Consider the following 17,323-nt stretch of genomic DNA (forward strand, 5'->3'; position numbering starts at 1 on the left):
CAACTTGAAAAAATTCTTTCAGCAATATTATACCAATCTATTCCTAACCGACCGTTTATTTACGGCCTTAGGCTGTTGCATTGTGCTTTTTTTGTTGAAGTTCTTTTTTGCCTGGCTGGGCGATATCCCCGAAATTGCCATTGGGGTGGTTGTGGTTTTGTTCTTTATTGATGTTCTTATCCTATACCGGATTACCCAGGGCATTGAAGCCAAAAGATTTACGGCGAAACGCCTGAGCAATGGCGATGAAAACCCCATACAGATCGAAATCAAAAACCGTTATGGCTTTGGTGTAAATGCAAGGGTAATTGATGAGGTGCCTTTTCAATTCCAGCTGCGCGATAAAGATTTTAAACTGCACTTAAAACCTGCCGAAGTAAAATCTATCCATTACAATCTGCGCCCCACTAAACGCGGGGAATACGACTTTGGCTTTATCAGAGCCTATACCAGTTCACCATTAGGTTTAATCAGCAGGCGTTATAATTTTGATGGCGCTAAAGTTCTGCCCGTTTATCCTTCATTTATCAATCTCGGTCAGTACGAATTGATGGCCGTTTCGCGCTACCTAACCGAATTTGGGATTAAAAAGATCAGAAAGGTTGGGCAAAGCAGCGAATTCGATCAGATCAAAAACTATGTGGGCGGCGACGATATCCGGACCATCAACTGGAAAGCCACTGCAAGGAAAGGCGGCTTGATGGTGAATACCTATACCGATGAAAAATCGCAGAATATTTATTGTGTAATCGATAAATCACGTGTGATGCGTATGCCTTTTGAAGGCTTAAGCCTGCTCGATTATGCCATCAATGCAACGGTTGCACTTTCCAAAGTGGCCATGCTCAAAGAAGATAAAGCCGGTTTGATCACCATATCTGAAAATATCGGCTCTGTTGTTCCGGCCGACCGTAAGGCTTCACAACTGGGCAACATCATGAACGTGCTGTACAAGGAAAAAACCAGGTACCTCGAGAGTAATCTTGAAGCTTTGTACTCAGCGGTACGCTCGGTGGTCAAGCAGCGCGGACTATTGGTTTTCTTTACCAATTTCGAAAGTCTATCAGCACTGCAACGACAGTTGCCTTACTTAAAAAGAATTGCCAAATACCATTTACTGGTTGTCGTATTTTTCGAAAATACAGAACTGAAAGGATTGGCCACTGAACCCGCAAAGGATGTGGAAGGCATTTACCATAAAACTATTGCCGAGAAATTTATCTACGAGAAAAAACTGATGGTTAAAGAACTCAACAAACATGGTATTCTGGCCATCCTTACCCCACCACAGAAACTAACCGTTAATGTGATTAACCAGTATCTGGCGCTAAAGGCACAACAAAGGATTTAGTCCAGAGTCGTTAGTCCTCAGTCCAAAGTCGGCTCATGACTGAAGACTACAGACCCAAGAGTAAAACCTACTCTTCTTCCCTAAAATACACCTTATAAAAGTTCATCGATTTATCGTCATCGTAACCTTTTTCGATCATATCTTTATTGCCATGAATGTAGATGTGGAAGTTTTTATCCAACTTTAATACGCTTTTATAGGCACGGGCCTGCTTTTTTACTGCAGATTCGGCAATTTCAAAATTATCGGCAATCGGACTTTCGAACTCCTGTTCGTAACTTTTTTTATAATTTTTAAAAGATTCAATTCCTTCAGCGTTCCCGATTACCTCATTACCGAACTCTTCGATATCAAAAGTTTCCTTTTCTTTGAAATACTTCATCGAACGGTTTAAAAGGTCAATTTTATCCGCTTTGCTGATTTCATAATCATCATCCAGCTTCTGTGTGACGAAGTTTTTATAAACCCCTAAAACATTATTGGTCTGGTTATAACTGTCGTTCCTGATTTTTAGTTTTAAAAATTCATCTTTCCAATAAACAGCAGAATCGTTGCTGCTTTTCGATTGATCCAACACCACCACCTTGTAGCCTTCTTCTTTATCTACATTAAAAATCAGGCAGCCCTTATCCAATTTGTTAATGCTAATGGCTTCCTGCTCATAACTTACGTTAAAGCCATCCTGCTCAGGGTACACTTTTAGGTAGGTATCCTTTGTTTCAGATTTGAAAACCCCAACCACATCCAACTGCTCACCTTCGATCTGCACTTTTTCAAAATAGGCAACATACAGCTCCCCCGATTTAATTTTGGGGTGGTTGGCCACATCATATAAGTGTTTGGCCAGTTGCTGCGAATCTTCGTGAAACAGTTCGTTATTTTCAAAAATTTCATGAACAAAATGAAATACTTCATTCAGTTCTAAATTGTCGTTAGGATGGTAAAACCGGTAAACTTCATTTACCTTTTCGAAGGGTTTTAGGAAATACTGCATCAACAGATTTCCCAACACTTCATCATCAATTTTTAAAGGCGCATCAGATAATTTATAATATTCTTCCAGCAGTTTATTGCCTGTATGGTGAATGGAAAGTTGTTTAAGCGAAGCCTCGAAAAATGAAATCATAGGCGCAAAAATAGTAAAATCATTGATTAACGCTCTCGTCATTCAATCATTCTATTCTTCAATCATTTTTTAATATAAACCTCGGCCCTTTGCAGAAAACTCTTTTCCTGTAAGCTTGCTTCCACTTCGTTAATGGCTTTCATCAAATTATGCTTGGTATTTGTAATTTCTGCTGTGGCTTTAATAATTACGTCCCAAACAGGCTCCATGGTAGAGAGAAGGGCGATTCCTTTTTCGGTCAGTTCAACCAAACGTTTACGGGTATCCACTTTATCTTTTTTAGACCTGATCAATTTCTCTTTCTCCAGTTCTTTTAATAAACTGATGGTAGATGGATGTGCATAACCAATCTCATCAGAAAGCGAAACCACGCTCATCGTCGATTTTTTATACAAAGTATATAACACCGGAAACCATTTGGGCTGGAAATCGATCCCGAAGGCTTTATAAATCAACAGACCATCTTTCCGGATCTGATCGCTCAGCCTTTGCAAACGGGTAGAAATGGCCAATAAACCAGAAGCATCAATTACATTTTGTTCCATTAAACAGATTTTAAGTCCAGGCTATAAAACACATTATCAACAGCCATGCGAGGGAAATAAACTGGTAGTTTTTCCATTTCAACGGGTTTAAACCCATTTCGCTCGTAAAAACGGCAGGCAGCCTGTAAGATATCCTTGGTACCCAAATATACTTCATTCAGGTGATGATCCGCACAATACGCCAAAAGGGTTTTTAATAAGGCCTGCGCTACACCCAGTTCCTTTCCGCGGTATTCTTTTTTAACGAACATCTTTCTAATGGCTCCCGAATGATTTTGCGGCTGGGAAATTAGCGCAATGGTCCCAATCAGTTCACCGTTTAATTTGGCCCCCCAAAAAGCACCGCCAGAGCCATTGTAGTTTTCTTCGATATCCAGCAAATCTGGTTGTGCTGCCAGATCGATATCTACATTAAATTCTATTTGCTGAATGGGCAGAATTAACCCGATAATCTCTTCACAGAATTGATTATCTAACCGTTCAATTTTAAAATCGTTTTGCATTGCTCAATATTATGCAACAAATATATGTAGTTAACTACATATATCTCGAATAGAAATATCATTTGTACATCAAATTTATCTGTTCGAGAATTTGGAAGAGGAATGCTAGTTGCTACTTTTTAACTTATTGAGGAAATCAATAATCTTTTGATCGGCGTAATTGGCTACGCCTTCGTGTTTAAAAGACAACCTGCCCTGTTTATCGAAAATAACCGTAGTGGGTAATGATCCTGTAAATATTTGCTCAGGAATATCACTTTCTACTTTGTAAACCGGCATTGTGTATTTACGATCAGCCATAAATTCCGCTGATTTTGCAAAATCTCCATCTGCATCTGCGAAAATGAAAACGATATTTTTACCATCTTTAAACTGAGTATATAACTTATTGATGGAAGGCATTTCGGCCCTACATGGCGGGCACCAGGTTGCCCAGAAATTAAGGAAAATAACTTTACCTTTCAAATCACCCAGATCTACCAGCTTTCCCCCTGCATCCTTAAACTGGATTCCGTTAAGGCCCGTCACCTTTTCTTTTGGTGCTTCAACACTGGGTTTGTAAAAACCAATTTCCATCAATCCCTTAATAAAAAAAGCTTTTGCGTCGGGCACAAAAACGATTACCAAAAGGACAACGATAAATAACGCATTAAGTATGTTTTTCCTGATAAACTTCATAAACGGATGGTTTAAGCGACCAAACATCGATAAAATCGCTGGTCAGAACAGTATAAATACAATGTTACTTTGTAAATATATATAATTGCTTAGGAATTACTACTTTTGGCCTGTTGAAAAAGCATAGACAAAACATCCAAAAATATTTATCAGCATTTATGCTGGTCGTGTTTGCTATTGCATTAACTCCATGGAGTGTTCTCCACCACCACAATCCCGTTCCTGTTGTGCCCAAAGAAGCACATTGTAAACATGTAAGCCATGTACAGGCTCACGGCGATACCTGTTTAATCTGTAATGCGAGTTTTGAGAAAAACTATGTGCAAACGCACCACATTTACAGAATCTTCTTGTCGGCCAAAATCTTCAGCCGTACAGAACCTACCTTAAAAAATGCCTTTACCGAAATAAAGCGCACCTGCTTACGCGGTCCCCCTTTAGCTTAATTTTTCTTTCCAGCGCATCCGTGCTTAATTAAATTATTTACAAGAAAAACTAAAAACTAGCTTATTTAAGCTATGGTTTTGGCTTTCCGATCATTTTATTTACGACAACACATGAAAAAATTACAGCTTATTGGCTTGGTAATTCTATATACATTATTGGGTAGCCCTGCTTTCGCTGCCATATTAAAAGATATAAAAGGTAAGGTTATTGATGCCAGCACCAAACAAACATTGCCAGGTGCAACCATTTTTATTCCAGATTTAAAGGTTTCGGCCCTAACCAACAATGATGGAGAATTTACGATCAACAATCTTCCTTCAAAAGGAAGTTATCTGGTAGAGGTACACTATGTTGGTTATAAAACTGCTACTCAAGTGGTAAACTTCGCCAGCGCTACCGGATTAGAATTTGCTTTGCAGCCTACTGCAATAGAAACCAAGGAAATTGTGATCACCGGGAGTTTAATCAGCAGCACGAGCAAACGAAACAGTGCCTCTTCGGCAGTGATTGGTAAAGATCAGCTGCTTCAGCCCTCTACCAACTTAATCGATGCCTTAACCAAAATCCCTGGGGTATCTCAGATTACTACTGGTCCGTCTATTTCCAAACCCGTAATCAGAGGTTTGGGTTACAATAGGATTGTAACTTTAGATGATGGGGTTAAACAACAGGGCCAGCAATGGGGCGACGAGCATGGCATCGAAATCGATCAGTTTAAATCAGACCGCGTGGAAGTTTTACGTGGCGCAGCGTCGCTGATGTATGGTTCTGATGCACTTGGCGGTGTAATCAACCTGTTAGAGCCAAGTAGCGCACCTGAAGGACAGATCAAGGGTGAATTCATCACCAATTACTCTACCAACAACGGACTTACCGCCAACTCATTAATGTTAAACGGCAACGAAAACGGTTTTGTTTGGAGGGCCCGTGGCACGTATAAAAATGCCTACTCTTTTAAAACGCCTACCGGATATTTCCCTAACTCCGGTTTTAATGAAACTGATTTAAGCGGTATGGTGGGTTTAAATAAAAGCTGGGGTTACACACACTTAAACGTTTCAAATTTCCGTAACAACATCGGTTTCTACGAGCCAACTTTAGATGACAATGGAAATTTTGTTAAAGAAGATGGCAGTCCATTTACCAATGCGGATAATAAAAACCGTACTTTAGAATACCCCCGTCAGGATATCCGTCACTTTAAGATTGCTTTGAACAACAATTTCATTATCGGTAATGGCAATCTGAAAGCGGATTTTGGCTATCAACAAAACCAGCGCCGTGAGCTGGATGGACCAGATCCGGCTTTATTTTTCGATCTTAAAACCTACAATGCAGATTTAAAGTACTATCTACACGAAACCAATGGCTGGCAACCGGTTTTTGGCTTAAGCGTGGATGATGCACACAGCCAAAATAAGGGAACAGAATTTTTAATTCCTGCCTATGATACCTTTGGTTTAGGTGTTTTTGCATTTGCCAAGAAAAACTGGGAAAGCAATACCTTTAGTATCGGCGCCCGTTACGATTTCAGAAAAAATAACGGTAAACAATTGTTCGATGATGGAGAGGAATTATTCGCGCCTTTTAAAAATAAATTCTCTAATGTAAGTGGCGCATTAGGTTTTACACACCAGTTTAACGATGAGCTGAACTTTAAGGCCAATGCGGGTTCTGCTTTCCGTGCGCCAAATCCAGCTGAACTAGGATCAAATGGTGTACATGAAGGTACATTTAGATATGAGATCGGTAATTCGGCTTTAAGCCCTGAGCGCAGTTACCAAATAGACGCGGCTTTAGAATATGAAGGAAAAATTATAAGTGCAAGTGCCAGCATTTACAACAATTATATCCACAATTATATTTACGCATCCAACAATGGCGAACAACGTGAGGTTGATGGTACTCTTTTCGATGTTTACCGCTACGGGCAGGTAAACGCGAACCTTTATGGTGCTGAAGCGAGTCTAACCATCCACCCGGTTCCATTTATCCATTTCGAAAATACCTTTGGATATGTTCATGCACAGAACAACACTTTAAACAGGCCACTTTCTTTTATCCCTGCAGGAACTTTGAGAAATGAGTTGCGTTTCGAGCCTAAAATTAAGGGCACAAACGATGCTTACCTTTCTGTAGGTATCAATTCGGCATTTAAACAAACCCGCGTGGATGATGTTTTCGAAACACCAACCAGTGGCTATACTTTGTTAAACGCAGGCATCGGCGCTACATTTAATTTGGGTAAACAACCCGTTAAATTATCGGTATCTGCCAACAATCTGTTAAACCAGAAATATTATGATGCCTTAAGCAGGTTTAAACCGGGCCGTTTTGATAAGGAAAACCCTAATCTGGGTGTATATAACACAGGAAGAAACATTACTTTCGGATTGTATGTTCCTTTTACCCTGGTAAAATAATTTAATTCGGTTTATTCTGAATCTTCCTAGCGGGACTGATCGATAAGATTGGCCCCGCTTTTTTGTATGTCAAAAGCAACCGAAAAGACTTACCAAACATATTTAAGCAATTGACTGTTAAAAAGATATCAACGTATCATGAACTAATATCTGCTATGAAAACACTTTTCAGAAACCTTGTATTGGCTGCATTTATGCTATCTGGTTTAATATCCTGTTCAAAAAACAGCGCCGAAATGAATATGGATACGCCAATTTTTACGGGTCCAAATCCAAATCCAGCCAATTTAAGCGTCAGGGTAATTTATATTGTTCCATCTGATCGATTACTGAACAAAACCTATACCGAAGCTGCCGGGAATTGCATTACACAATTAACGGCGTGGTATAAAACTACATTGGGTAGTAATAAAACTTTCCATATTAATAACAATATGCTCGTAGAAACAATGCAAAGTTCGCATGCCGCGGCATGGTTTAACGCCCAAAATGGAAATACAGGTGATGCGCAATTTTATTTTTATGCCAACGCAAAAAATGATACTAAATTATTACTGGGGAGCAGTTATGATGAAACAAAATACATTTACCTGGTTTATATTGATGCCGCGGGAACAACAGGAGCCGGCGCGCAGGGCTTTACGGCCATGCCCGAAAACGACCTGAAAGGTTTAACGGGGCAAATGACTGAATCTATTCCGAGGTGGATTGGTGGAGCCGGGCATGAATTGGGGCACGCTTTCGGAATGCCACACCCAACAAACGAAAATCCACAGGCTTTAATGTGGACGGGTTATACAACCTATCCAAATTGCATCTTGCAGGATAATGATAAAACCATTTTAAACGCAAGTAAATTTTTCTATTAAGAGAAAAGTCAGCTTAACATTTTTTTTTGGAAAGCAATCACAGGAACATGAGCGGGTTCAGGTGGCTTAAAAAGAAAACATAGGCTAAGGGCTTAGTGATTAAGAAGAAGAAAGCCAGCAAATGCTGGTTTTCTTCTTTTCGGTATATCACCACTAACTATTTCTTAAACGTTTCCCGCTTTGCCCTCACATATTGATTTGGCCATTCCGTATCATCGCCTAGCACTTGTGCGGCATGTGAAGGGAAATAAGCATCACGTAGCGATTCACGCGCAATAAAAATCAGATCGGCCTTGCCTTCCGCTAAAATTTCTTCCGCCTGGTTCGCTTCCACAATTACGCCTACTGCACCGGTATAAATACCAATTTCATTTCTGATCTTATCCGCAAAAGGAACCTGGTAATTCGGTCCTGCAGGAATAAAGGCATCTGGTACATTCCCACCCGAAGAGGTATCGATTAGATCTACCCCACGATCTTTCAACACCGCGACCAACTGTAACGAATCATTTTCGTTCCAGCCACCTTCAGTCCAGTCTGTTGCCGAAATACGCACAAATAAAGGCAGGTTCTCCGGCCAAACAGATTGTACAGCTTCAACCACATCGATCACCAAGCGGATGCGGTTTTCGAAACTGCCACCATAAACATCAGTACGTTTATTACTCAGCGGACTAAAAAACTCGTGTAGCAGGTAGCCATGGGCAGCGTGTATTTCTATCACTTTATAACCAGCATCCAAAGCACGTTTTGCCGCAGCCCTGAAAGCAAAAACAATATCCTGAATTTCTGATATCGTTAATTCATGTGGTTCAACCTGTCCTAATTTAAAAGGAATCGGTGATGGGCCAACCGGTTTCCAGCTGTTTTCGCCATCAGCAATCTGCTCTCCCCCATTCCAGGGCACTTCACAACTCGCCTTTCTACCAGCGTGCGCCAATTGAATGCCTGCAATGGCTCCATGATTATGGATAAAAGAAACAATTTGTTTCAGTTTATCTACATGTTCATCTTTCCAGATACCCAAATCGGCATAGGTAATTCTTCCATCTGCGGTTACTGCAGAAGCTTCCTGGATAATCAAACCTGCTCCACCAACTGCACGGCTTCCTAAATGTACCAAATGCCAATCGTTGGCAAAGCCATCAACGGCAGAATACTGGCACATCGGAGAAATCACAATTCTATTTTTTAAGGTTACATCCTTTATGGTAAAAGGGGAAAATAATTTCGACATATCTTTTTGTTTAACCGTAAGTGGCGCAGCATTTTTCGATAAAATGAAATAAAGTCATTTGTATGAACGCTCTTCGCATATTCCACAAACATACAATTTACACAATAAGGAAGTTTTAATGCCTCAATTATTAAACGGATATTTTACCTTTTAATGGCGCAGAGCGATAAGTGTAGGGCATTAAGCGTCGAAGCATGACAGGAAAACACCAACTGCCATTCGCTCAGCGCTAAACTTTTTTCCACAAAAATTTGGAGATCACCAAACAACATCATACTTTAGTGTATTATTTAACTAATACAGTAGATATGATCAACATTAACAATCTTAATTTTGGCTACAGCAAGCACAAGCCATTATTTAAAAATATGAGCATGCGGTTAAGCAACGGCCATATTTACGGTTTGCTTGGAAAAAATGGTGCGGGTAAATCCACCTTATTAAAAAACCTGGCGGGTTTGGTTTATGCACAAAGCGGTACTTTGGATGTAATGGGTTACAATCCTGCTAAAAGACAGCCTGCACTTTTAGAACAGATTTGTTTTATTCCGGAAGAGTTTTATTTGCCTTCGGTAAAAATTGATGCCTATCTAAAAGCAAATGCACCATTTTACAAAAACTTCGATCACGCTTATTTCGCTGATCTGATTAAAGAATTCGACATTCCGGTTGAACAGAAACTCATCAACATGAGTTATGGGCAAAAGAAAAAAGTAATTATCGCCTTCGGCCTGGCTACACAGGCTAAACTGGTCATTATGGATGAGCCTACAAATGGACTGGATATTCCTTCTAAGGCACAGTTCAGAAAAATTATGGCTTCTGCCATGACAGATGAACGTTGCATCATCATTTCTACCCACCAGGTTAGGGATCTGGATAACCTGATCGATACCGTGATCATGCTTGATGAAAACGATGTTGCACTTAAAGCTACAGTAGAAGAAATTACGGCAAAGCTAACCTTCAAAAAAGTGAAGGAAATTGATGACAGCATTATTTATGCCGAGCCCTCACTCTCTGGTTATAATGCGGTAATGCCAAACTACCATCAGGAAGAAAGCAAATTGGATATGGAACTCCTTTTCAACGCCATACTTGCCGAAAAAATTAAATTTAAACCTCTATTCAGTTAAGCGATGAACAACACATTTAATATCAATCGATTTGGCTTATTGCTTAAAAGGCAATGGTTAGATTTCGGAAAAATTTACCTGATCAGCCTTATTGTACTGCTGGGAATTGTAGTAGGCTTTTATAGTTATAGTATTCCATCGCCGCTAAAGGACAACAATTTTGATTACGATAATAATCTCGATATGCGTTTCCGCTATCCTCTTTTCCTGATTTTAGGATTTATTTTCATCAGTATTGTAGCAAGCAGCTATTTTAATATCCTTGGACAAAAATCGAGGGCCATTTTAGAACTGATGACACCTGCATCTGTATTCGAAAAATTCCTTTCGGGTATATTTTATACCGCCATTCTAAGTATCTTCAGTTATTTACTGATCTTCTATTTAACAGATCTGGCTTTCGTTAAATACCTAAATAACCATCTCGATGCTTTTAAAGGGCTCTTGCCAAATAACGGGGCGATCATAGAAGTTGAAAGCATTACCTATCAGATATTTAATGATGAAGGTTATAGAAAATTTTGCGGCTACTTTTTTGCTTTCCCCTTTCTTATTACCAGCGTGTTCCTTTTAGGATCTGTTTACTTTAACCGTTTCCACTATGTCAAAACTGCGCTTTCTGTAATGGTTTTTGTTGGGCTGATAGCTTTCCTGATTGTTAAGGTTTCCGAATGGCTAATGAAAGATAAAGTTCCCTATCACCATCATTTCAGAAAAGATGATAAAGATTGGATTTTGCTTTTGTTATTATTGGTAACAAGCGTCATTACCTTAATTATTTGGACGATCACCTACGTTCGCCTAAAAGAAAAAGAAGTTTAACATTAAAAGGTATAGATATGGAATTTAGAGATAATAAGGCAATATACCTTCAAATAGCAGAATATGTTTGCGAACACATTTTGTTAGGAAAATGGAAAGCCGAAGAAAAACTACCCTCAGTTAGGGAACTGGCCGTTGAGCTGGAGGTAAACCCAAACACGGTAATGCGTACATACGAACTGCTACAGAACAAAAATATCATCAACAATAAAAGGGGCATCGGTTTTTTCGTAAGTGATGATGCCATTGGCCATGTAAAAAACTATCGAAAAGTTTTATTTATGGATGATGAACTTCCTGTAGTATTTAGGAACATCTATCTATTAAATATTGGCTTTGATGAATTAAAAAGCAAATATGAAACATTTGTAAAAGAAAATTTTAACGCTTAGGATATGAAAACAAGTAATAAATTATTAATCGGCTTAGCAGCGCTTTTACTCATTGTACCCATTGTGGTTGTTGCGATCAATGTAAAACTGAATTACAAAGAAAAAGAGGTTGAGGACACCTATTTCGGGACACAAAACATCAATGACGCAGGTTTCGATCAGAAATCGAAAGGCAGGATCACCATTCCTATACCAACACCATTCAAAGCCATTCAGATTAAGGACGCCAAAGGTCTTAACGTACAGCTTTATGTAAAGGAAGACAGCAGATACGGACTTAAGGTACCCGAAAAATTTCAAAAAGACCTAAAATTTGAAGTAGATGCTAATGGGGTGCTTCAAGCTACCATTAACAATTTTGATGATGATAACGGTATGGAGAAAGTTGTTCTTGTGATTTATTGTCCTAAGATCAATCAGGTTTCAGTTTCAAAATCAGGTGTTTTTGAATTTAGCGCCCACGCAGATTCCTTAACACTTAACGTTGATCATAGTGAAAGTTTATTCTTAACTGGCGATATTATATTCAACGATGCCAAAGGAAAGGTTACCAGTGTGATTAATCCAACCAAAATTGGAAAATTGTATCTGAACCTGAACAACACTACATTTAACGGGTATACAAATGCTTTTAAAGAGTTATATGTTACCGCAAATAAATCAGAGATTGAAGTCGGAAGCACCGATGATGATAACAACAAACCCTTTCCGTTCGATCATCTTAGCATTAAAACAACCGATACCTCTCATGTAAAATTGCAAAACGTTAAAGTGAAAAGCTTCACTGGTGATTTTTCTGATGCCACCACGTTACAGATTCCAACTCCGCTGCTTAAGCAGCTTTTTAAAAAATAATCTTCAAATCCCGATGAGCCAAATCTTATCGGGATTTTTTATGCTACGATATCTTTTATTCGTCCTTATGTAAAAAGGGCATGATTTTTAAGCTAAGTCATTGGCAAAAGTTTAACTTGGCCCAATGAGCTTTTTAGTTTTCACATCAACCCCCATCATGAAGAGATATTTTCTTTTATTCGCCCTTAGCCTGTTCGTTTTTAGCCATGTACAAGCACAAAAAACAGATACCCTATCCATTACCCTGGATAATGTAAAATATCCTTATCCGGTTAAATATTTCCCGATTAATACTGAAGGACAGGATATTAAAATGGCCTATATGGATGTTGCACCTACCTCAGCGTCAAATGGAAAAACAGCCATTCTTTTCCATGGTAAAAATTTTGGAGGCTATTACTGGACAAACGTCATTAAAGCTTTAACCAATGTTGGTTATCGCGTTATCGTACCCGATCAGATTGGTTTTGGTAAATCATCCAAAGCCTTTATCCATTACAGTTTCCATCAAATGGCCAGCTGGAACAAAAGGTTATTAGATACACTGGGCGTTCAGAAAACAGTTGTTTTAGGCCATAGTATGGGTGGCATGCTCGCTACCCGTTTTGCTTTAATGTACCCCGAAACGACAGTAAAGCTCTTGCTCGAAAACCCAATCGGACTGGAAGACTATAAAACATTTATTCCTTACATCACTACCGCCCAACAATACCAAACCGAACTTAAAACCACTGCAGAAAGCGTGCGTAAATATTATCAGAGCTCTTACTTTACCTATTGGAAACCTGAGTATGAATACCTGGTGAATATTGCCGGTGGGGTAACCAATAGTGCCGATTATCCAAGATGGGCAAAAGTTGCCGCATTAACTTACACCATGATTTATGAACAGCCTGTGGTATACGAGTTTCAGAACTTAAAAGTACCTACTGTTTTGTTTATAGGTAAGGAAGATAAAACGATTATTGGTAAGGGTTTGCTTACGCCAGATCAACAGGCACTTCACGGCCAGTACCGGCTTTTAGGAAAGCAGACTGCAGCCAAAATTATTGGTGCTAAAATTATCGAATTTGATGCCTGCGGACATATTCCGCATCTAGAAATCCCAACGGAATTTCTGGTAGCGTTAACAGGGAGTTTGTAATTTCTTAAAAAAGACCTCGCAGGTTTTTAAACGGCAAACTCCGGATTAAATCTGCGAGGTATAGATATTATTTAATCTCTTTCCCTACGATTTTATTAATGCCCTGCATTTCAAAATCAATGTCTTTTCCCATCGATTTCATTTTGCCGTACAGCTCAATACGAAGGTGACTGTTGAGCACCATCCCTGTCTTAATATCCAGGGAGGTTTCTCCGGAATTGGTCCCACTTAAATCGGTTTCCATTTTGTTGCCCATGGTTTCAAATGTCCCTTTCGATACCAAAGTACCTTTTACACTCAGTATGGCAATACCGTCTTTCACCTCTTTCAAGGTGTATTTTGTTATCGTTTCAATGGGCATGCTCATCTGCATTTTGGTATCAACCGTCCAGCTATCGCCAATGTTAACCGCCCTATCGGGATAAATTTTAAACGACGATTCCATGGTCTGTTTTACCACTTCAGCGCTGAATTGTTTACCCAATTCATTTTTAATCTGCTTTACCTGGTTGGTATCGTTGCTCATCTTTACCGCCATATTGTCGAGCATTTTATCAATACCTGCAACCGTTTTAATTCCTCCGTTCGGTGTTACGGTCATAAAAAAAGAAGCACCTTTCAAACCGCTAAACGGATTTTTCTTTGTGCTATCCTGATCATCAGAATTAAGGGTCATGGTATTCCCCATCGCAACAGATTTTATAAAAATCCTGTTATATGTTACTTTAATATCCTTTTCGCCGTTGTGGCCTTCGGTAATATCAAAAGTATAATCGGTTCCAATATTCTGGGTTAAATGTACATCCTGACCGCCAATTTTCTGGTTAATGATCTGATCAGAAGTAATCGAGAAATCGTATCGATAACCTGTTGGATAATTTTGCTTCAGTATATAGGTCTTCTGCGCAAGAGCACCAATTGAAATCAAGCTACAGATGATCGTTGCAAATATTTTCATTCGATAATTTATCATGTTAACCTGCGGGCTGTTGCGCAAAGATGCGGCTTAACTGGAAATACAATTCAGGGTGTTTATCTTTTAATAACTCAGGTTTTTCAAAGAAATATTCTGAAACTACCGCAAAAAATTCGGCCTGGTTGGTGATGGCGTAAGGATTGATATCCGATTTGTTATCCTCAATTTTCTCCATCTCCTCATGCATCATTTTAATCCAGGGCAAAGTATATTCGTGTGCAATTAAATTCTCCGGAACGCCATCTGTTGCACCATCCGATTTATCCAAAAGGTGTACAAATTCATGGATCGCCGTATTCTCCTTCCCAGCGCTTTTAGAAAAACCATGGCGTAAAGCCGAACGCGATAAAATCATCTGTCCGTTCATATAACCTGTGCCTACCATGCCCATGATATTTCTCTCCCCACCTTCTTCAAACTGAAAATCCTTATTAAAAGTATCCGGATACAATAAAACGCTGGTGAGGTTTTTGTATTGCCAGTCGTCGAAACCAAAAATCGGAATCACTGCACTAGAGGCGATCAGTAACTCGTCTAGGGTGGTCATTTCCAAGCCTACAGCTTCAATTTTAACCGTACTAAAAAATGAAGCCACCTTTTGTTCAAACCGAAGTTTGTCCGTTGAATCGAGGTTATGGTAGTAACCTACATAATCATCCAGTATTTTCTTATCCACATCCGTTAAGGGCTCTATGGCCACCTTCTTTTTTTTAAGGATAAGGTATAAGGCAATCAGAAAGATAGGGATCAGGTAGGCAAATGGCAGCGAGTTCATAAAGAAGGATTACACAGATTAATGGGATGACACAGATTGGATTTGTTTTAACTTTCGATAATTTCTAATTGGGTCAGTATATGCTCACGGCTAACCGGATAAGGTATATTGTTGGTTATTGCCTGGTAAACGGCTTCGAAAAGCGGCAGATAACTTCCTACTTCTGATGGGATTGTCTCCTCGGTTTTATGGCCATCGGCATCAATGGTGGTTAACAGACCATCTTTACTCACTGGCTCAATACCATAGCCCGGATCGGTTAATTTCATACCTGCCAGCAACTGTTCTTCCTGAATATCGGTTCTTTGTTTAATAAAGCTTCCATTCACGCCATGTAAAATAAATCCTGGTTGCGGGTTTACGACCAACATGCTCGAGGTTACAAAAACATTTACACTATCAGGGTAACTTAACTGGATCGAGAAATAATCATCTACCAGGGTACCTACCCTGTTTTTACCCAAAATTTTATGGAAACTTAAAGGTTTGCCAAACAAACTGATTACCTGATCCAAAAGATGCGGACCTAAATCGTATAAAAGTCCGCTGGCTTCTACCGGATTTTCCTTAAATGCTTTCGGCCCGATTACATTGCGGTACCGATCGTAACGCAGGTGCATTTCATTCAATTTACCCAGTTTGCCGCTTTCGAGTACCTTTTTCACCGATGTAAAATCGCTATCCCAACGGCGGTTCTGATAAAAGAAAATCTGCTTTCCTACACTGTCGGCCAGTTCGAAAAGTTCTTTGGCCTGGGCAGTTGTTGCCGTAAAAGGCTTCTCCACCAAGATATGTTTATGCGCACGTAATGCGGCTTTCGAATGTTCGTAATGCAGGTTGTTTGGGGTATTAATCACCACCAATTCTATTTCCGTATCGTTCAAAAGCTCATCAACACTGTTGTAACTTGTAATATTGGGGTAATCATTAACCGCAATTTTACTGCTCCGCTCTACTATTGCCTTAAAATTGAAACCACTGTGTGCCTGAAGAAAAGGTGCATGAAAAACCTTTCCCGACATGCCGTAAGCTAATAAACCTGCGTTAATTGTTTTATTGATATTCGTATCCATAGGTTATAAATGTAACTAAAAATACAATTACGATTCAAGCTTTAACGTTAAAACCGCAAAGCTTTTACTTAAGCCTTACACCATTTTACACTATCTTTGTTCCATATGAAGCCGTCGGAGATTAATGCCAAGTGGAAAATTTTACAGGAAAAGATTTCAACCGAATTTGATTCGGATTTCCCTGATTTAAAAGTAATGCTTTTTCTGATCGGTGTTCAGGAACTGGGCAAAGGGCCCAAGAAATACAGCAAACGCCAAAAAGAGGAACTGATGCATATCGCAACCTGCCGCTTATTGAGTGAAATGGGTTTTTACGAATTAGAAGGCCTCGACCAGGACGGCTGGCCGCACTGGAAATTAATTAAAGCCATTCCTCCATATACCATGCTGGAGCAGGAAATGCTGATGAAATCGCTCGTGGTGAGTTATTTTGAGGATATTTATTCATAAATGCTGCCGTGCTGTCGGATGTTATCATCTGACATGTTACAAAAGCACATATCTTTTTCTTTTTGGAAAGAAAGGCTATCTGCATTTTTTAATGATAGCCGGGCTTTTCGCTATATCTCCCCATCCGACGAAGCCTGTGAAGCAAGCACATCACAAGAAATAAAATAATAGCGCTTAAATCGGATCGGGAGGATGCCGCTTCATCCGATAGCTATCGGATCCTGTTTAAACCATTTGTTCCGTGCTACTATTTGAGGTTGCAGAACCCTATCCCTGGTAACTAAACCGGACAGCAGCGACACTGAACGAAGAGAGGTAAAGCGAATGGCGGGGCTTTCGGAACCGATACACACAGGAAGCTGTTTTTCAAAAAAACATAAAATTTATCACGTGTCAGCTTGTAACAGCTGACAGCACAATTATTTATCCCTGACCTTCATACTCTTTTACCGTTAGGGCATCACCAAACAAGGAAGAAAAAATATAAAATTTATCAAGCGTCAGATGGTAACATCTGACAG

Annotated in this window: 18 protein-coding genes; 10 read left to right on the plus strand and 8 right to left on the minus strand. The window is 39.5% G+C overall.

The window, feature by feature from the left end; all coding sequences use genetic code 11:
- Positions 1–4 precede the first annotated feature (4 nt).
- On the plus strand, positions 5–1,351 hold the full coding sequence (locus tag AC04Q1_RS17865) for a DUF58 domain-containing protein (protein ID WP_478365934.1): 1,347 nt from the start codon (positions 5–7) through the stop codon (positions 1,349–1,351).
- 67 nt (positions 1,352–1,418) lie between these two features.
- Here the strand turns inward: AC04Q1_RS17865 and AC04Q1_RS17870 are convergent, their stop codons facing one another.
- The 4 genes from AC04Q1_RS17870 to AC04Q1_RS17885 form a co-directional block, all read right to left on the minus strand.
- Positions 1,419–2,477 (minus strand): nucleoid-associated protein, encoded by a 1,059-nt coding sequence (locus AC04Q1_RS17870; RefSeq protein WP_478365951.1) that lies wholly within the window; start codon positions 2,475–2,477, stop codon positions 1,419–1,421.
- A 62-nt stretch (positions 2,478–2,539) separates the two neighbouring features.
- Positions 2,540–3,022 (minus strand): MarR family transcriptional regulator, encoded by a 483-nt coding sequence (locus AC04Q1_RS17875; RefSeq protein ID WP_478365935.1) that lies wholly within the window; start codon positions 3,020–3,022, stop codon positions 2,540–2,542.
- On the minus strand, positions 3,022–3,525 hold the full coding sequence (locus AC04Q1_RS17880) for a GNAT family N-acetyltransferase (RefSeq protein ID WP_478365936.1): 504 nt from the start codon (positions 3,523–3,525) through the stop codon (positions 3,022–3,024). The genes AC04Q1_RS17875 and AC04Q1_RS17880 overlap by 1 nt, the downstream gene beginning before the upstream one ends.
- Before the next feature lie 105 nt (positions 3,526–3,630).
- The gene (locus tag AC04Q1_RS17885; protein WP_478365937.1) at positions 3,631–4,203 is read right to left on the minus strand and encodes a TlpA family protein disulfide reductase; all 573 of its coding nucleotides are present in this window, start codon (positions 4,201–4,203) and stop codon (positions 3,631–3,633) included.
- A gap of 113 nt (positions 4,204–4,316) precedes the next feature.
- Here AC04Q1_RS17885 and AC04Q1_RS17890 point away from each other — a divergent pair, with 113 nt between their 5' ends.
- The 3 genes from AC04Q1_RS17890 (at position 4,317) to AC04Q1_RS17900 (ending at position 7,942) form a co-directional block, all read left to right on the plus strand.
- Positions 4,317–4,649, plus strand: a complete 333-nt coding sequence (locus AC04Q1_RS17890) for a hypothetical protein (RefSeq protein ID WP_478365938.1) — start codon at positions 4,317–4,319, stop codon at positions 4,647–4,649.
- A 111-nt stretch (positions 4,650–4,760) separates the two neighbouring features.
- Positions 4,761–7,073, plus strand: coding sequence for a TonB-dependent receptor (locus AC04Q1_RS17895; RefSeq protein ID WP_478365939.1), 2,313 nt, complete (start codon positions 4,761–4,763; stop codon positions 7,071–7,073).
- 155 nt (positions 7,074–7,228) lie between these two features.
- Positions 7,229–7,942, plus strand: a complete 714-nt coding sequence (locus AC04Q1_RS17900) for a zinc metalloprotease (protein ID WP_478365940.1) — start codon at positions 7,229–7,231, stop codon at positions 7,940–7,942.
- Positions 7,943–8,099: 157 nt separating this feature from the next.
- Here the strand turns inward: AC04Q1_RS17900 and AC04Q1_RS17905 are convergent, their stop codons facing one another.
- The gene (locus AC04Q1_RS17905; protein WP_478365941.1) at positions 8,100–9,179 is read right to left on the minus strand and encodes an NADH:flavin oxidoreductase/NADH oxidase; all 1,080 of its coding nucleotides are present in this window, start codon (positions 9,177–9,179) and stop codon (positions 8,100–8,102) included.
- Between the two features lie 308 nt (positions 9,180–9,487).
- Between AC04Q1_RS17905 and AC04Q1_RS17910 the strand changes: the two genes are divergently transcribed.
- From AC04Q1_RS17910 to AC04Q1_RS17930, 5 genes are all read left to right on the plus strand, one after another.
- On the plus strand, positions 9,488–10,315 hold the full coding sequence (locus AC04Q1_RS17910) for an ABC transporter ATP-binding protein (RefSeq protein WP_478365942.1): 828 nt from the start codon (positions 9,488–9,490) through the stop codon (positions 10,313–10,315).
- A 3-nt stretch (positions 10,316–10,318) separates the two neighbouring features.
- Positions 10,319–11,137, plus strand: a complete 819-nt coding sequence (locus tag AC04Q1_RS17915; protein WP_478365943.1) for a hypothetical protein — start codon at positions 10,319–10,321, stop codon at positions 11,135–11,137.
- A 17-nt stretch (positions 11,138–11,154) separates the two neighbouring features.
- On the plus strand, positions 11,155–11,529 hold the full coding sequence (locus AC04Q1_RS17920; protein WP_478365944.1) for a GntR family transcriptional regulator: 375 nt from the start codon (positions 11,155–11,157) through the stop codon (positions 11,527–11,529).
- A 3-nt stretch (positions 11,530–11,532) separates the two neighbouring features.
- The gene (locus AC04Q1_RS17925) at positions 11,533–12,384 is read left to right on the plus strand and encodes a hypothetical protein (protein ID WP_478365945.1); all 852 of its coding nucleotides are present in this window, start codon (positions 11,533–11,535) and stop codon (positions 12,382–12,384) included.
- A gap of 157 nt (positions 12,385–12,541) precedes the next feature.
- Entirely contained in the window at positions 12,542–13,528 is a 987-nt protein-coding gene (locus tag AC04Q1_RS17930; RefSeq protein ID WP_478365946.1) for an alpha/beta fold hydrolase, read from the plus strand.
- A 67-nt stretch (positions 13,529–13,595) separates the two neighbouring features.
- Here the strand turns inward: AC04Q1_RS17930 and AC04Q1_RS17935 are convergent, their stop codons facing one another.
- The 3 genes from AC04Q1_RS17935 to AC04Q1_RS17945 are packed head-to-tail and all read right to left on the minus strand — an operon-like array spanning position 13,596 to position 16,352.
- Positions 13,596–14,486, minus strand: coding sequence for a DUF6263 family protein (locus AC04Q1_RS17935; RefSeq protein WP_478365947.1), 891 nt, complete (start codon positions 14,484–14,486; stop codon positions 13,596–13,598).
- Between the two features lie 16 nt (positions 14,487–14,502).
- Positions 14,503–15,279: a M90 family metallopeptidase gene (locus AC04Q1_RS17940; protein WP_478365948.1), complete on the minus strand. Its 777-nt coding sequence runs from the start codon at positions 15,277–15,279 to the stop codon at positions 14,503–14,505.
- A gap of 47 nt (positions 15,280–15,326) precedes the next feature.
- Positions 15,327–16,352, minus strand: coding sequence for a Gfo/Idh/MocA family oxidoreductase (locus tag AC04Q1_RS17945; RefSeq protein ID WP_478365949.1), 1,026 nt, complete (start codon positions 16,350–16,352; stop codon positions 15,327–15,329).
- A gap of 105 nt (positions 16,353–16,457) precedes the next feature.
- On the opposite strand from AC04Q1_RS17945, the gene AC04Q1_RS17950 reads away from it, so the two are divergent.
- Positions 16,458–16,802, plus strand: a complete 345-nt coding sequence (locus tag AC04Q1_RS17950) for a hypothetical protein (protein ID WP_478365950.1) — start codon at positions 16,458–16,460, stop codon at positions 16,800–16,802.
- Positions 16,803–17,323 lie beyond the last annotated feature (521 nt).

Source organism: Pedobacter humicola (genome assembly GCF_056490705.1).

What these genes read in the sequence shown, in the direction of transcription:
- AC04Q1_RS17870 (WP_478365951.1), bottom strand. Translation starts at nt 2,477, where the DNA reads ATGATTTCATTTTTCGAGGCTTCGCTTAAACAACTTTCCATTCACCAT.
- AC04Q1_RS17875 (WP_478365935.1), bottom strand. Translation starts at nt 3,022, where the DNA reads ATGGAACAAAATGTAATTGATGCTTCTGGTTTATTGGCCATTTCTACC.
- AC04Q1_RS17880 (WP_478365936.1), bottom strand. Translation starts at nt 3,525, where the DNA reads ATGCAAAACGATTTTAAAATTGAACGGTTAGATAATCAATTCTGTGAA.
- AC04Q1_RS17885 (WP_478365937.1), bottom strand. Translation starts at nt 4,203, where the DNA reads ATGAAGTTTATCAGGAAAAACATACTTAATGCGTTATTTATCGTTGTC.
- AC04Q1_RS17895 (WP_478365939.1), top strand. Translation starts at nt 4,761, where the DNA reads ATGAAAAAATTACAGCTTATTGGCTTGGTAATTCTATATACATTATTG.
- AC04Q1_RS17900 (WP_478365940.1), top strand. Translation starts at nt 7,229, where the DNA reads ATGAAAACACTTTTCAGAAACCTTGTATTGGCTGCATTTATGCTATCT.
- AC04Q1_RS17905 (WP_478365941.1), bottom strand. Translation starts at nt 9,179, where the DNA reads ATGTCGAAATTATTTTCCCCTTTTACCATAAAGGATGTAACCTTAAAA.
- AC04Q1_RS17910 (WP_478365942.1), top strand. Translation starts at nt 9,488, where the DNA reads ATGATCAACATTAACAATCTTAATTTTGGCTACAGCAAGCACAAGCCA.
- AC04Q1_RS17915 (WP_478365943.1), top strand. Translation starts at nt 10,319, where the DNA reads ATGAACAACACATTTAATATCAATCGATTTGGCTTATTGCTTAAAAGG.
- AC04Q1_RS17920 (WP_478365944.1), top strand. Translation starts at nt 11,155, where the DNA reads ATGGAATTTAGAGATAATAAGGCAATATACCTTCAAATAGCAGAATAT.
- AC04Q1_RS17925 (WP_478365945.1), top strand. Translation starts at nt 11,533, where the DNA reads ATGAAAACAAGTAATAAATTATTAATCGGCTTAGCAGCGCTTTTACTC.
- AC04Q1_RS17930 (WP_478365946.1), top strand. Translation starts at nt 12,542, where the DNA reads ATGAAGAGATATTTTCTTTTATTCGCCCTTAGCCTGTTCGTTTTTAGC.
- AC04Q1_RS17935 (WP_478365947.1), bottom strand. Translation starts at nt 14,486, where the DNA reads ATGAAAATATTTGCAACGATCATCTGTAGCTTGATTTCAATTGGTGCT.
- AC04Q1_RS17940 (WP_478365948.1), bottom strand. Translation starts at nt 15,279, where the DNA reads ATGAACTCGCTGCCATTTGCCTACCTGATCCCTATCTTTCTGATTGCC.
- AC04Q1_RS17945 (WP_478365949.1), bottom strand. Translation starts at nt 16,352, where the DNA reads ATGGATACGAATATCAATAAAACAATTAACGCAGGTTTATTAGCTTAC.
- AC04Q1_RS17950 (WP_478365950.1), top strand. Translation starts at nt 16,458, where the DNA reads ATGAAGCCGTCGGAGATTAATGCCAAGTGGAAAATTTTACAGGAAAAG.